The sequence below is a fragment of the Pseudoduganella sp. R-34 genome (assembly GCF_049904655.1).
Lineage (GTDB): Bacteria > Pseudomonadota > Gammaproteobacteria > Burkholderiales > Burkholderiaceae_D > Rugamonas.
Map to the genome: position 1 here is coordinate 4,377,827 of NZ_CP184572.1, position 12,620 is coordinate 4,390,446.

At 61.7% G+C, this 12,620-nt stretch carries 15 protein-coding genes; 7 read left to right on the forward strand and 8 right to left on the reverse strand.

The window, feature by feature from the left end:
• The first annotated feature begins 91 nt into the window (after positions 1-91).
• From ACN9MW_RS19960 to ACN9MW_RS19980, 5 genes are all read left to right on the forward strand, one after another.
• The gene (locus tag ACN9MW_RS19960) at positions 92-1,489 is read left to right on the forward strand and encodes an amino acid permease (protein WP_426162252.1); all 1,398 of its coding nucleotides are present in this window, start codon (positions 92-94) and stop codon (positions 1,487-1,489) included.
• A 146-nt stretch (positions 1,490-1,635) separates the two neighbouring features.
• Positions 1,636-2,835, forward strand: coding sequence for a porin (locus ACN9MW_RS19965; RefSeq protein ID WP_426162253.1), 1,200 nt, complete (start codon positions 1,636-1,638; stop codon positions 2,833-2,835).
• Positions 2,836-2,845: 10 nt separating this feature from the next.
• Positions 2,846-3,253, forward strand: a complete 408-nt coding sequence (locus tag ACN9MW_RS19970) for a hypothetical protein (RefSeq protein WP_426162254.1) — start codon at positions 2,846-2,848, stop codon at positions 3,251-3,253.
• 60 nt (positions 3,254-3,313) lie between these two features.
• Positions 3,314-4,192: a DMT family transporter gene (locus ACN9MW_RS19975; protein WP_426162255.1), complete on the forward strand. Its 879-nt coding sequence runs from the start codon at positions 3,314-3,316 to the stop codon at positions 4,190-4,192.
• 92 nt (positions 4,193-4,284) lie between these two features.
• The gene (locus ACN9MW_RS19980; protein ID WP_426162256.1) at positions 4,285-4,962 is read left to right on the forward strand and encodes a PEP-CTERM sorting domain-containing protein; all 678 of its coding nucleotides are present in this window, start codon (positions 4,285-4,287) and stop codon (positions 4,960-4,962) included.
• 18 nt (positions 4,963-4,980) lie between these two features.
• Here the strand turns inward: ACN9MW_RS19980 and ACN9MW_RS19985 are convergent, their stop codons facing one another.
• Positions 4,981-5,682 carry a 2OG-Fe(II) oxygenase gene (locus tag ACN9MW_RS19985; protein ID WP_426162257.1) on the reverse strand — a complete coding sequence of 234 codons (702 nt, stop codon included), beginning with the start codon at positions 5,680-5,682 and terminating at the stop codon, positions 4,981-4,983.
• Between the two features lie 255 nt (positions 5,683-5,937).
• On the opposite strand from ACN9MW_RS19985, the gene ACN9MW_RS19990 reads away from it, so the two are divergent.
• Complete coding sequence (locus ACN9MW_RS19990; protein ID WP_426162258.1) at positions 5,938-7,503, forward strand: S8 family serine peptidase; 1,566 nt, start codon at positions 5,938-5,940, stop codon at positions 7,501-7,503.
• A 192-nt stretch (positions 7,504-7,695) separates the two neighbouring features.
• Here ACN9MW_RS19990 and ACN9MW_RS19995 read toward each other — a convergent pair whose 3' ends face one another.
• The 6 genes from ACN9MW_RS19995 to ACN9MW_RS20020 form a co-directional block, all read right to left on the reverse strand.
• Positions 7,696-8,112: an ExbD/TolR family protein gene (locus tag ACN9MW_RS19995; protein ID WP_426162259.1), complete on the reverse strand. Its 417-nt coding sequence runs from the start codon at positions 8,110-8,112 to the stop codon at positions 7,696-7,698.
• An 85-nt stretch (positions 8,113-8,197) separates the two neighbouring features.
• Positions 8,198-8,977, reverse strand: a complete 780-nt coding sequence (gene xth, locus ACN9MW_RS20000) for an exodeoxyribonuclease III (protein WP_426172252.1) — start codon at positions 8,975-8,977, stop codon at positions 8,198-8,200.
• 24 nt (positions 8,978-9,001) lie between these two features.
• Entirely contained in the window at positions 9,002-9,535 is a 534-nt protein-coding gene (locus tag ACN9MW_RS20005) for a GNAT family N-acetyltransferase (protein ID WP_426162260.1), read from the reverse strand.
• On the reverse strand, positions 9,535-9,891 hold the full coding sequence (locus ACN9MW_RS20010; RefSeq protein WP_426162261.1) for a hypothetical protein: 357 nt from the start codon (positions 9,889-9,891) through the stop codon (positions 9,535-9,537). Before ACN9MW_RS20010 ends, ACN9MW_RS20005 begins: the two co-directional genes overlap by 1 nt.
• 81 nt (positions 9,892-9,972) lie before the next feature.
• Positions 9,973-11,007, reverse strand: coding sequence for an NADP-dependent oxidoreductase (locus tag ACN9MW_RS20015; protein WP_426172253.1), 1,035 nt, complete (start codon positions 11,005-11,007; stop codon positions 9,973-9,975).
• 79 nt (positions 11,008-11,086) lie between these two features.
• Positions 11,087-11,680, reverse strand: coding sequence for a TetR/AcrR family transcriptional regulator (locus ACN9MW_RS20020; RefSeq protein ID WP_426162262.1), 594 nt, complete (start codon positions 11,678-11,680; stop codon positions 11,087-11,089).
• 94 nt (positions 11,681-11,774) lie between these two features.
• Here ACN9MW_RS20020 and ACN9MW_RS20025 point away from each other — a divergent pair, with 94 nt between their 5' ends.
• A complete protein-coding gene (locus ACN9MW_RS20025) occupies positions 11,775-12,209 on the forward strand; it encodes a DUF411 domain-containing protein (RefSeq protein WP_426162263.1) in 435 nt (144 codons plus the stop codon).
• Here ACN9MW_RS20025 and ACN9MW_RS20030 read toward each other — a convergent pair.
• Positions 12,206-12,562 carry a hypothetical protein gene (locus ACN9MW_RS20030; protein ID WP_426162264.1) on the reverse strand — a complete coding sequence of 119 codons (357 nt, stop codon included), beginning with the start codon at positions 12,560-12,562 and terminating at the stop codon, positions 12,206-12,208. The two genes, ACN9MW_RS20025 and ACN9MW_RS20030, sit on opposite strands and share 4 nt — an antisense overlap.
• Between the last annotated feature and the right edge of the window lie 58 nt (positions 12,563-12,620).

A 12,620-nucleotide genomic window follows, 5' to 3' on the forward strand; every position in this document is an offset into this window, starting at 1 on the left:
CAATCCTACAACATCCTCCTCAAACCCGTGTGCTAATATGCGGCAGCCTTTTTTTGGCGATCCCAAAAGAGAAGAGATATTGGAGAGACTAGTGAGCATTTTTAGGACTAAGAACCTGGACGACATGGTAGCAGCCACCCGTACCCCGGGCGGCCTGCAGAAAGTGCTGGGTCCGATGGACCTGGTGCTGATGGGCATTGGCGCCATCGTCGGTACCGGCATCTTCGTCTTGACCGGCACCGGCGCACTGACCGCTGGCCCGGCCCTGACGATTTCCTTCGTGGTCGCAGCGCTGGCCTGCGGTTTCGCCGCCCTGTGCTACGCCGAATTCGCCTCGACCGTTCCGGTGGCCGGCTCCATCTACACTTATAGCTACGCCACCCTGGGCGAGCTGGTGGCATGGATGATCGGCTGGGACCTGATGCTCGAATATGGCCTTGCCACGTCCGCCGTGTCGGTGGCCTGGTCCGGCTACTTCCAATCGCTGATCGCCGGCATCGGCATCCACCTGCCGACCGCGCTGACCGCCGCCCCTGGCGCCGTGCCTGGCACGACCACCCTGTTCAACCTGCCAGCCTTCGTGATCATGATCGTGCTGACCGCCATGCTGGGCTGGGGCGTGCGCGAATCGGCCCGCGTCAACAACATCATGGTGGTCATCAAGATCGGCGTGGTGCTGCTGTTCATCGGCGTTGGCGCCGGCCACGTGCAGCCAGCTAACTGGCAGCCATTCATGCCCTTCGGCGCCTCCGGCGTGATGAGCGCGGCGGCCCTGGTGTTCTTCGCCTTCATCGGCTTCGACGCCGTAACTTCCGCCGCCGAAGAAGTGAAGCGCCCTGAGCGCGACCTGCCAATCGGCATCATCGGCTCGCTGGCCGTCTGCACCATCCTGTACGTGATCGTGGCCGGCATCATGACCGGCATCGTCCCTTACAAGCAATTCCTGGGCGTCGACCACCCGGTCTCGCTGGCCCTGCAATACGCCGGTGAAAACTGGTTCGCCGGCTGGGTATCGCTGGGCGCCATTCTCGGCATGACCACCGTGATCCTGGTGATGGCCTACGGCCAGACCCGCATCATCTTCGCCATGTCGCGCGACGGCCTGCTGCCGAAGAAGCTGTCCCAGGTGCATCCGAAATACCACACCCCGTTCTTCGCCACCTGGATGGTCGGCCTGATCTTCGGCTTCATCGCTGCCCTGGTGCCGCTGAACGTGCTGGCCGAACTGGTCAACATGGGTACCCTGGCTGCCTTCTGCCTGGTGTCGATCGCGGTGATCATCATGCGCAAGAAGCGTCCCGACCTGCACCGCGCCTTCCGCTGCCCTGGCGTGCCGGTGGTTCCGGGCCTGGCGGTCGCCTTCTGCCTGGCCCTGATGGCCTTCCTGTCGGCCATTACCTGGATCGCCTTCGGCATCTGGCTGGCCATCGGCCTGGTCGTGTATTTCGGCTACTCGCGCCACCGCTCCGAACTGGGCAAAGCGAAGTAAGCAGCACGCTCCCCACATGAAAGCCCGCAGTAGCGGGCTTTTTTCATTGTTGCGCGCCTACCACGAACGGTGGCGCACCTGCCTGCAATCTGTGACACTTAGCCCCGTAGTCAGCTTGTTCACCACCAATAACAACGGGAGAGAGCATGACGATGAAAAGAATGTGCAGCGCGCTTGCCGCGCTTTCAGCAGCCAGTTTCACCATCACGGCAAGCGCCCAGGAAGGCGGGCCTACCGTCACCATCAGCGGCTTTGGCACTGCCGCCCTCACCTCCACCGACACCGACGACGCAGAATTCATCCGCCCCAACCAGGCATCCGGCGTGAAGAAGGATTGGCGCACCGGCGTCGACTCGAATTTCGGCATCCAGGCCACGGTCAAGGTCAACGACATGATCTCGTTCACCGGGCAGGGCCTGGTGCGCAAGGACGCCATCGACCATTACCGTGCGCAGGCCGCGTGGGCTTTCGCCAAGTTCAAGCTCAACGACGATTTCAGCGTGCGCGTCGGCCGCATGGGCGCGCCGATCTACATGATTTCCGACTTCCGCAACGTGGGCTATGCCAACACCATGCTGCGCCCGCCCGCTGAAGTCTATCGCCAGGTCACGCTCGATTCCTTCGACGGCGTCGACGTGCTGTACCAGCACAGCTTCGGCGATACCTCGCTGAGCGTGCAGCTTGGCACCGGTCGGGCCGACGTCGACCAGCCGGCGCAGAACATCGAGTTCCGCAAGATGCTGCTGCTGCACGTCGTGGCAGAAAACGGCCCGTTCACGCTACGCTTCGGCCGCGCCCAGGCCGACTTCAGCGTGGTCGACAACCCCACGCTGACCGGGCTGGTGAACACGCTGCGCACCGTCGGGCTGGCTTCGGTGGCGAACATGATGCCGCTGAACGACGTGAAGGGCACTTTCACCTCCGTGGGCGGCACCATGGACTGGAAAAACGTGGTGCTGCAGGCCGAATACGCCATGCGCCGCACCGATACGCTGATCGTGCACGACACAAACTCGTGGTACGCGATGGCTGGCTACCGCTTCGGCAAGTTCCTGCCCTACTACTACCACGGCAGCATCAAGCAGAAGTCCGACCGCAGCGTCGCCGGCTTGCCCACCAGCGGACCGCTGGCTCCGCTTGCCGCGGGCGTGAACGGCCTGGCCAAGGCGGCCCTGCAATCGTCCGACGCGATCGGCGTGCGCTGGGACTTCTACAAGTCGCTGGCACTGAAAGTACAGGTCGACCACATCAAGCCGAAAGATGGCCCCGGCGCATTCATCAATTACAAGCCTGGCTTCAATGAGTCGGTGAATGTGTATGCGGTAGCTCTCGACTTCGTGTTCTGAGGAGGCAGCCATGGACAAGCGAATCAAGCCGCTGCTTGCCGCAGCGATGTTGTGTGCCGCCCTGCCCGCGCTGGCAGCCGAAATTGTGGTGATCGTCAATCCGAAGAACCCGGCCTCGCGCATGTTCAGCGAGCAGGCGGCCCAATTCTTCCTCGGCAAATCGACCTTGTTCACGCCGGTCGAACACACCGAAGGCCCGCTGCGCAATGAATTCAGCCAGAAGGTGCTGGGCAAGGACAGCGCCCAGGTCAAGGCGCAGTGGTCGAAGCTGGTGTTTACCGGCAAAGGCACGGCGCCCAAGGAATACGGGTCCAGCGCCGAAGTGAAGAAAGCCGTGGCAGCCGACGTGCAGGCTATCGGCTATATCGAGAAGTCCGCCGTCGACGACAGCGTCAAGGTCATCCTCACCGTGCAGTAAAAAAAAGGGGACGTACCCATTAAGGGGTACGTCCCCTTTTTTCATGCGATGATGATGGCAATGCGCCATCCCGTCCTCACCTACACCGTCGCCATGCTCATGCTGAGCACCCTGGGCGTCTACGTCCAGGAGGCGGGCCTCGATCCGGTCACCACAGTATTCTTCCGCTGCGCCATCGGCGCCCTTGCGCTGGCGCTCTATTGCGGCTGGAAAGGCATGTTCAGGCGCGAGAACATGCCGCCGCGCGCATTCAGGCTGGCGGCCTTCAGCGGCGTGCTGATGGTGGTGAACTGGGTGACGTTCTTCGAAGCGATCCGGCGCATCGGCATCGCGGTCGCCACCATTGTCTTCCACGTGCAGCCCTTCATGGTGTTGCTGCTCGGCGCGCTGATCTTGCGCGAGCGGCTGGCGGCCAACAAACTGGCCTGGGTGTTGCTGGGCTTTGGGGGGCTGGCGCTGGCCTGCGGCGTGCGCTTCGACGAGCCGATGGACGCCAATTACCTGCTCGGCATCGCCAGCACCCTGACCGGCGCCCTGGCCTATGCGGGCGTAACGCTGACCACCAAGTCGATGCGCGGCACGCCGCCACACCTGACGGCCCTGGTGCACTGCATGGCCGGCGCGCTGCTGCTGGCCGCCTTCACCAGGATTCCTCCCGGCGGCCTGGACGCCGCGCAATGGGGCTGGCTCGCCACTCTCGGCCTGGTGCCCACTGCCCTGGCATACGTGATGATCTACGGCGCCACGCCGCACATGGAAACGGCGGCGATCGCGGTACTGACCTTCATTTATCCCGCAGCGGCGGTGTGCTGGGACTACGTGGTCTACGGCCACCTGATCAGCGCGTGGCAGGTCACGGGCTTCGCCATGATCGTCCTGGCCAGCCTGGGCGTCAATCTCGATTGGCGAATTGCTGTCGGAAAACTTTACAGTCGATAAATGCTTCTTGCATAAGTCATTGATTTATTTACGTGGCACAAGATTTGCTTTAAGGCATTCCTGTTTGACCAACAATAATTATGGAAACCTTAATGAAATTCAAAGCAATCCTCGCCGCACTGGCAGCAGCCGCCACCATCCCGGCGTCGGCATCCGTCCTCTACTCCAACAATTTCGAAGCCAACGCGAACGGTTTCACCGGCGCCGGCTTCCTGACCGGGACCCAGGGCTACGGCCAGGTGGGTTTTGGCAACCAGATGCTGCGCAACTCGGCCGCGGGCAATCCAGCAGCCGCCTCGGTCCTGAACCTGAATCTTGAAGGCGCGGTCAGCGACGCCACGCTGAAACTGTCGTTCGGCGCCATCGATTCGTGGGATGGCAGTAACTGCTGCGGCCCGGATTACTTCAATATCCGCGTCGACGGCACCCTGCTGTACCAGCAGAACTTCGACACTTTCGGCGCATCCGCTTCCGACTCGCACCTGACCCTGCTGTCCCACACCCACCTCGGTTTCTCCGGCTGGGAAGACCAGGCCTATAACATGACCTTCAACCTGGGCAACCTGGCTGCCGGCGTGCACACCATCGAGTTCTTCGCTTCCGGCAACGTGTGGCAGGCAGGCGACGACGAGAGCTGGGCAATCGACAACCTCAGCGTTGACGGCGAGCGCGCCGCGCCTCCGGCCGACGTGCCGGAACCCGTCAGCGGCGCCCTGCTGCTGGGCGGCCTGGGTGCAATGGCCCTGGTACGCCGCCGTCGCCGCGCCTGATCCCTTCCAACGCGCGCCTCAAGCCGGCGCGCCGAACATCGCTTCGGCGCGCTGGAACAGGATCCACGAAGTAGCCACATATTTATCGCCGCTGCGCGATACATTTCCCTTGTGCGTATGGGTGAAGCCGGCCGGCGCGATGATCAGCCGGCCCTGGCGCGCTTCCACCTTGCGCTGCTGATAGAAGAACTCCGTTTCCCCGCCCTCCGCCACGTCGTTCAGGTAGAACTGGAACAGCAAGGCGCGGTGCAGCGTTTCACAACTGGCATTCTGCGGATAGATCTCGGAATGCCAATGGTGGTAGCCGCCGCTGGCCTGCAGGTATTTCTGCACATTGATCGGGCCGCAGCGGTACATGGACTGGATCAGCTCCGCCAGGTAGGGCCGGCCGCAGCGCTCGAAATTGTCGATATTGAGCGTGACCGGCTGGCCGCTCTCCGGATCGGCCACGCGCGGCGACAAGGCGCCGGTCAGCAGCATGCGGTACTTGTCCATGTAGGCCGACAGGTGGGTCAGCACGCTGGCCATCATCAAGTTGGACACGTCGTTCCATTCCGCGTGCTGGCTGATGGTCAGGTCGTAGCTGTCCTTCTTGGCCACATCCACGCCCTGCCCGGTCTTGCCGCGCACGGCTTTGCCGCTGGCTTCGAAGCGCGCCAGGATTTGCTGGCATTGATAGGGCGTCAGGGCGCCGTCGTAGATTTCAATAAAGTCGTCCATGCCGGGCAGCATACGGCAAAACCAGGCTCCGTTTGTCCAGTTTGAGACAGTGACTTTCAAAATGTCTCATTCTTAACAAATGTGTATGCCAAATTCAACAGCTGGATACAACTGGAGACATTTCGATAGATTTCTTGCGTTTTTCTCCATACACTCAGTCCTGTCGAACGCAAAATCTTTGCGATACGGCAAATAATATTCGCGCCGAACAACGGCCCGGGGACATACACCTTACACAAGAGTGGGAGAATTTCCATGATTCAAAAGCAATTCCAGGTTTCGAAAATCGCTGCCGGCGCCAAGCTGCTGGCTGCAGTAGTTGCTGTCGGTGCTGCTGGCCAGGCTTTCGCCGCCAACGACACCACCCGCGTCATCGTGCAATTCCAGCCAGGCAAGGCAGCCGCCATGAAATCGGCCGTCGCTGCTGCCAAGGGCAACATCAAACATGAAATCTTCGGCATGGACGCGATGGCGATCGAAGTGCCGACCCAGGCCATCAAGGGCCTGGAACACAACCCGAACGTGATCCTGGTTGAAGAGGACGTCAAGCGCCAGCTGTTCGCCACCACCTCGCCTTCGACCGGCACCCCATACCAGCTGGGCCAGCTCGTACCATGGGGCATCAAGGCTGTGCAAGCGGACCAGCTGTCCGATGCGAACACCTCCAACCGCAAGGTCTGCATCATTGACTCCGGCTACGACAACGCCCACGAAGACCTGAACGGCAACGTGGTGACCGGCGAGTACGACTCCGGCACCGGCAACTGGAATACCGACGAAAACCACCACGGCTCGCACGTTGCAGGCACCATCGCCGGCATCAACAACGGCCTGGGCGTGGTTGGCGTGAACCCGAACAAGAAGCTGAAGCTGCACATCGTCAAAGTGTTCGGCGCTGACGGCTGGGCATATTCCTCGACCCTGGCAACTGCAGCCAACAAGTGCGGCGCAGCCGGCGCGAACGTGATCTCGATGTCCCTGGGCGGCGGCCGCTCCAGCCAGACCGAGAAGAAAGCCTTCGACACCCTGCAAACCAAAGGCGTGCTGTCGATCGCCGCAGCAGGCAATGACGGCAACACCGTGATTTCCTACCCAGCCGGCTACGCCAGCGTGATGATGGTCGCCGCTGTGAACGAGAACAAGCAATGGGCCGACTTCTCGCAGTACAACAGCAAGGTTGAAATCTCCGGCCCAGGCGTGGCTGTGCTGTCGACCGTGCCGATGGGCGCCGGTTCCGAATCCCACCTGAGCGTAGGTTCGACCGTGTACACCCCAGGCGATATGGACGGTTCGCCAAAAGTGACCCGCACTGCTCCGCTGGCTGACTTCGGCCTGGGCGATGCGGTCAACAGCTCGGTATCCGGCAAGGTCTGCCTGATCCAGCGCGGCACCGTAGACTTCGCGACCAAAGTGTCGAACTGCCAGGCATCCGGCGGCGTTGGCGCCATCGTGTACAACAACGCAGCAGGCAGCTTCGGCGGCACCCTGGGCACGACCGTGACCAGCATCCCATCGGTTACCGCGACCGACGTGGACGGCGCAGCGATGAAGAACCAGCTCGGCCAGTCCGCGACTGTGGAAGTGAAGCCGACCAACTACTCCTTCTACGACGGCACCTCGATGGCAACCCCGCACGTATCGGCTGTAGCGGCGCTGGTATGGTCCTACTTCCCAAGCTGCACCGGCTCGCAGATCCGCGCCTCCCTGACCAAGTCCGCACTGGACCTGGACGTGGCCGGCAAGGATAACAAGACCGGTTACGGCCTGGTGCAAGCCAAGGCAGCCTACAACCGCATCCAATCCCTGGGCTGCGGCAACTAAGTTACTGCTTTCTCCAAGCACGAAGGGCGCCTCGCGGCGCCCTTTTTTTATTCGGGGTCAGGTCTGTCAATCGGACAGTTAGCGCAATCGTTTGATCTAGATCAATACGCGAAATCATCGAAATTTGCGTATTGAGATAAATCAAGGAACCTGCATGGGTGTCCAAATGACAGACCTGACCCCAACTTGGGGTTACTGGAAGCGCTCGTTTCCTACGATGGCGATATTGCGTACCCCGAGCCGCTGGGCCGTGGCCAGCACGCCGGCTACGACCTTGTATGGGGCGAGGCCGTTGGAGCGCAGCTGGATGGTGTCGTCGCCTTTCAGCGCCGCCAGCTTTTCTTCCAGCGCGGCGCGGCTTGCGAGCTGGGCGCCGTTCCACCACAGCGTGCCGTCGAAATCGACTTCCAGCGTCTGGGCCAGCTTCTCGATGGCGCCGCTGTGCCGCGGCATGTCCATGCCGATGGAATGATTGGCTTTCGGGATGGTGACGATCAGCATGATGATCAGGACCAGCATGACGTCAATCAGCGGCGTCATGTTCAGCTGGTTCAGGGGCTCGGCTTCGGCCGATGGTGCGGACAGTGCTGCATTGCGTGCGTAACGCATGGTGCCTCCTCGGGTTAGTGTTAGCAAAACGATCAACTCCGGAGTGAAGCCAATATACCGCGTGGAAACAACAGTTGCGAAAATTTTAGAAGGCGCCCTCTAACTCAACCCATGTCGGCGCGTGGTCGCTGGGCTTCTCGCGGCCACGCACTACCCGGTCGACATCCGCGCCGCGCAGGAGCGGCGCCAGCACCGGATTCAGCAGGAGGTGATCGATGCGCAGGCCGGCGTCGCGGCCAAAGGCGTTGCGGAAGTAATCCCAGAAAGTGTAGATCTTTTCGTCGGGATGCATCGTGCGCAGGGCGTCGGTCCAGCCCTGCCCCACCAGCTTTGCGAAGGCTGCGCGCGTTTCGGGGCGGAACAGCGCGTCGTCAACCCAGCGCTCCGGCTTGTACACATCGAGTTCGGTCGGCATCACGTTGTAGTCGCCGGCCATGATGACCGGCTTTTTCGACACTACCAGTTCTTCTCCGCGCGCTATCAGGCGATCGAACCATTTGAGCTTGTAATCGAATTTGGGACCGGGCGCCGGATTGCCATTGGGAAGGTACAAGCATGCAACCAGCAACTTGCCCACCATCGCTTCGATATAGCGGCTCTGTACATCTTCCGGATCACCGGGCAAGGCGCGGCCAAGTTCCACCGGCGTGGTGCTGCGGGCCAGGATGGCAACGCCGTTCCAGCTTTTCTGGCCATGCCAGATGGCGCCATAGCCGGCGTCGTTGATTGCAGCTTCGGGGAATTTCTCGTGCGGGGCTTTCAGCTCCTGCAGGCACACCACGTCGGGCTGGGTCTCATTCAGCCATTGCAGCAGCGCCGGCAGGCGGGCGCCGATTCCGTTGATGTTAAAGGTCGCGACTCGCATGGCGACCATTATGCATAATCCCGGTCAGTTGCGGCGCATGACGATGGCGGGCAGGCGCTGGCCGCTGCCGGAGGCGAAATAGCCCTCGATTTCGCCGATTTCGGCAAAGCCTTCGGCGCGGTAGATGCGGCGGGCCGCATCCCATTCGGGATTGACGATCAGGATCGTGCTGCGCAAGCGTGGGTGGCGGGCGAACATTTCGACCAGGGCGTCGCGGAACAACCGGTGCCCCCAGCCAGTGCCGCGTGTTGCGGGATCGACCACCATGGAGGAAACGTAGACTTCTTCGCCGTCTGGCACATGGGCTTCGGCTGCAGCATGGTTGCGCGCGAAGCGGGCTGAATTGAAGCCCTGCTCCAGCGGCCAGAATTCGGCACAAAGGTAGCCGTACAAACGCTTTGCTTCGCCGGCCAGCACCCAGCATCCTTCGGGCGCGGAAGACAAGCGCTCGGCAAAAGCTTCCTCAGTTTCCTGGATCGCCTCCGCAAAACCGGCGCGCTCAAGCCGCATGATTTCGGCCATGTCGGCCATCGCGGCTGGCCGCAGGGTGAAAGACATTACTGCTGCTTCGGGCAGCCTTGCGCCACGCTGCGCACTTTGAAGGCTGCGACGGATTCGCCTTCGGTCACGACCTTCAGGCAGATGCCGTCATACGACACGAAAAAGTGCGTGCACTGGCCGCTGGCGGCCTCGCAAGACCGCAGTTCGGGGAACTGCCCCTGGAGCTGGCGCTCCCATTCGGACGAGGCATCGCGGTGGTCGGCCCGCCAGCCCGCATCGATGACTTCCTTGCGCGCCTTGGCGTATTTCATGCCAACGAGGTTGTCCCAGGTATTGGTTGGCTGGGGGGCGGCGGCTGCAGTGCCGACGGCCAGGGCCATCGACAACGCCATAATCAATCGGGTGACATTCATGAATTGTTCAGGATTATTATTAAGAACTAAATCAATTATGCCACGCAGAAATAGCCCCCGGCCAGTGTTATATACAACATTTCAGGAATTTGCGACGCACACTACAACCTTGCCGAAATTGCTGCCTCGCAACAAACCGATCAAGCCCTGCGGGGCCTGCTCCAGGCCGTCCAAGACATCTTCGAAAACCTTGATTCTGCCCTCTGCAACCCAGGCCGACATGTCGCGGGCGAAGTCCTCATAGCGGGTCTCGTAGTGATCGAGGATGACCATGCCCTGCATCAGGATGCGCTTTTGCAGGATGGTCGACATCACTTTGGGCAACCGGTCTTCGCCGTGCAATGCACCATTCTGATTGTATTGGGCGATCACTCCGATCACCGGAACACGGGCGCCGATGTTCAATAGAGGCAACACTGCATCGAAAACGGCTCCGCCCACGTTCTCGAAGTAGACGTCGATGCCGTCCGGCGCCGCCTCGGCCAGCTTTTGCGCCAGTTGCGGGTCATGGCGGTCCAGGGCGACGTCAAAACCCAGTTCGTCACGTGCAAACGCCACCTTGTCGGCGCCGCCGGCAATGCCAATCACGCGCGCGCCTTTCAGTTTGGCCAGTTGGCCGACGATGGAGCCGACCGCGCCGGTCGCCGCCGCCACCACCACCGTTTCGCCCGGCTTGGGCTGGCCAATATCCAGCAGGCCGACATAGGCGGTGAAGGCAGGCATGCCCAGGCCGCCCAGCGCCAGCGATGGCTGTTTCATGTCGCCCAAGGCGCGCAGGTCGCTACCATCGGACAGCGCGTAATCCTGCCAGCCGGCGTTGCCAAGCACGATTTCGCCTGCCTTGAAAGCGGGATGGCGCGATGCCACCACGCGATTGACGGTGCCGCCCACCATCGTAGCGCCCAGCTCCACGCGCGGCGCGTAGGCTGGCGGGACTTCGTCCATCAAGTTTCGCATGTACGGGTCGAGCGACAGGTAAAGGGTGCGCAGCAGGACCTGGCCTTCGCCCGGTTCCGGCACCGGGCCTTCCTCGAGGCGGAAGTCGGCCTGCACAGGCTCGCCTTGGGGGCGCGAGGCCAGGACGATGCGGCGATTGGTAGTGGCAGTCATTTTGATGCTCCTTTCAGTATTAGACCAGTCGTCTAGTCGTTAATTACAAAAAAGGCGGGAGGCCTGCGTCACGCTCCCGCCCGATTCACGATTGCTGCGTTTGATTCAGTACTTGCTGCGTTCCCGCCATGGCCGTATCAAGCGGTGCACGGTCATGGTTGATCTTGGCGAGCAGGCTCGCGCCCACCCAGCTCTGATACAGGGCAACGGCCAGCACTTTGGCGTCCAGGCCTTGCGGCAGCGAACCGTCGGCCATGCCGCGTTCAATGCATTGCGCCAGCCGCGTGGTGATGCCGCTGACGCCGCGATGCAGCGATGCGCGCAGGGCTTCAGACAAATCGCTCACTTCCGCGCCCAGCTTGACGGCCAGGCACTGGCTGGATTCGCCCAACTGGCATTCGCGCCAGTCCTCGAAGTAATTCTGCAGGCCTTCGCGCCCGGTGGCTCCCTGCGCCAGCAGATCGTCGATGCGCGCCAGGGTCCGCTCGAAATAGCTGTCGATGACGGCCGCTCCAAAGACTTCCTTGGAGCCGAAGTAATGATAGAACGAGCCTTTCGGCACCCTGGCGGCGCCGAGCAGTTCTGTCAGCCCGACGCCGTTAAAACCCTTGTGCATGAACAGCGGCATCGCCGCATCGATAATGCCCTGGCGAACGTCGGCGTAATTGGTAGAAGTCATGAAATACAGTCTAGACCGAATTAGACCAGTCGTCTACAAATATTTTTGACCCAGGTCATGTCGAGGCCGAACAGGCCCGTGGCACCATGGGCGCATGAAGATCCGCAAAACATTCCTGGCCGCGATGCTGGCCATGCCGGTGCTGGCAATGGCTGCCGCGCCTGTCGTCAACGTCTACAAGAGCGCGACCTGCGGCTGTTGCGAAGCATGGGTCAAGCATTTGCGCGACAACGGCTTCAAGGTGGAGGCGTACAACGTCGCCAACCCTTCCGACATGCGCGAGAAGATGGGCATTCCTGACCGCTTCGGCTCCTGCCACACGGCGGTGGTGGACGGCTATGCGATAGAAGGCCATGTGCCGGCAGCGGACATCAAGCGCCTGCTGGCATCAAGGCCAAAGGCGATAGGCCTGGCTGCGCCGGGCATGCCGCTGGGCTCACCGGGCATGGAGGGGCCGCGCAAGGACGCGTACGACGTGCTGATGGTACTGCCCGATGGCTCGTCCCGGGTCTACCAGCGCTACAACTAGAGTGCGAGCAGCAGCAAGGCGACACCGGCCACCGCCAATAGTGCGTGGCCGACCATGACGGCGCTGGGTATCAGCACGCCCTGCTGGTGACGGCCCAGGTTCATCCACACGCCGCCAGCAGCAGCCAGCAGCAGCGCCAGCAAGCCAAGCTGCGCGAAATCCGGCACATGCGAGAAGATTGTCACGTACGCCAGCAGCGTCACGCCGGCTGCGGCGATAAAGCCGTGCAGCATGGCGATCCAGTGCGGTGGATTAGCCTTTTTCCCCAGGCGGATCAGCGCCATGACGATGCCGCCGGCAGCGGCAACACCGAACAGCACACAGGCAACAAATAATATTGTTTGGGTATCCATGCGGGCATTCTGCGCCCCTGCCTGTGGCCGTTCGGTGCGCTGGCTCACGCAGGCACTA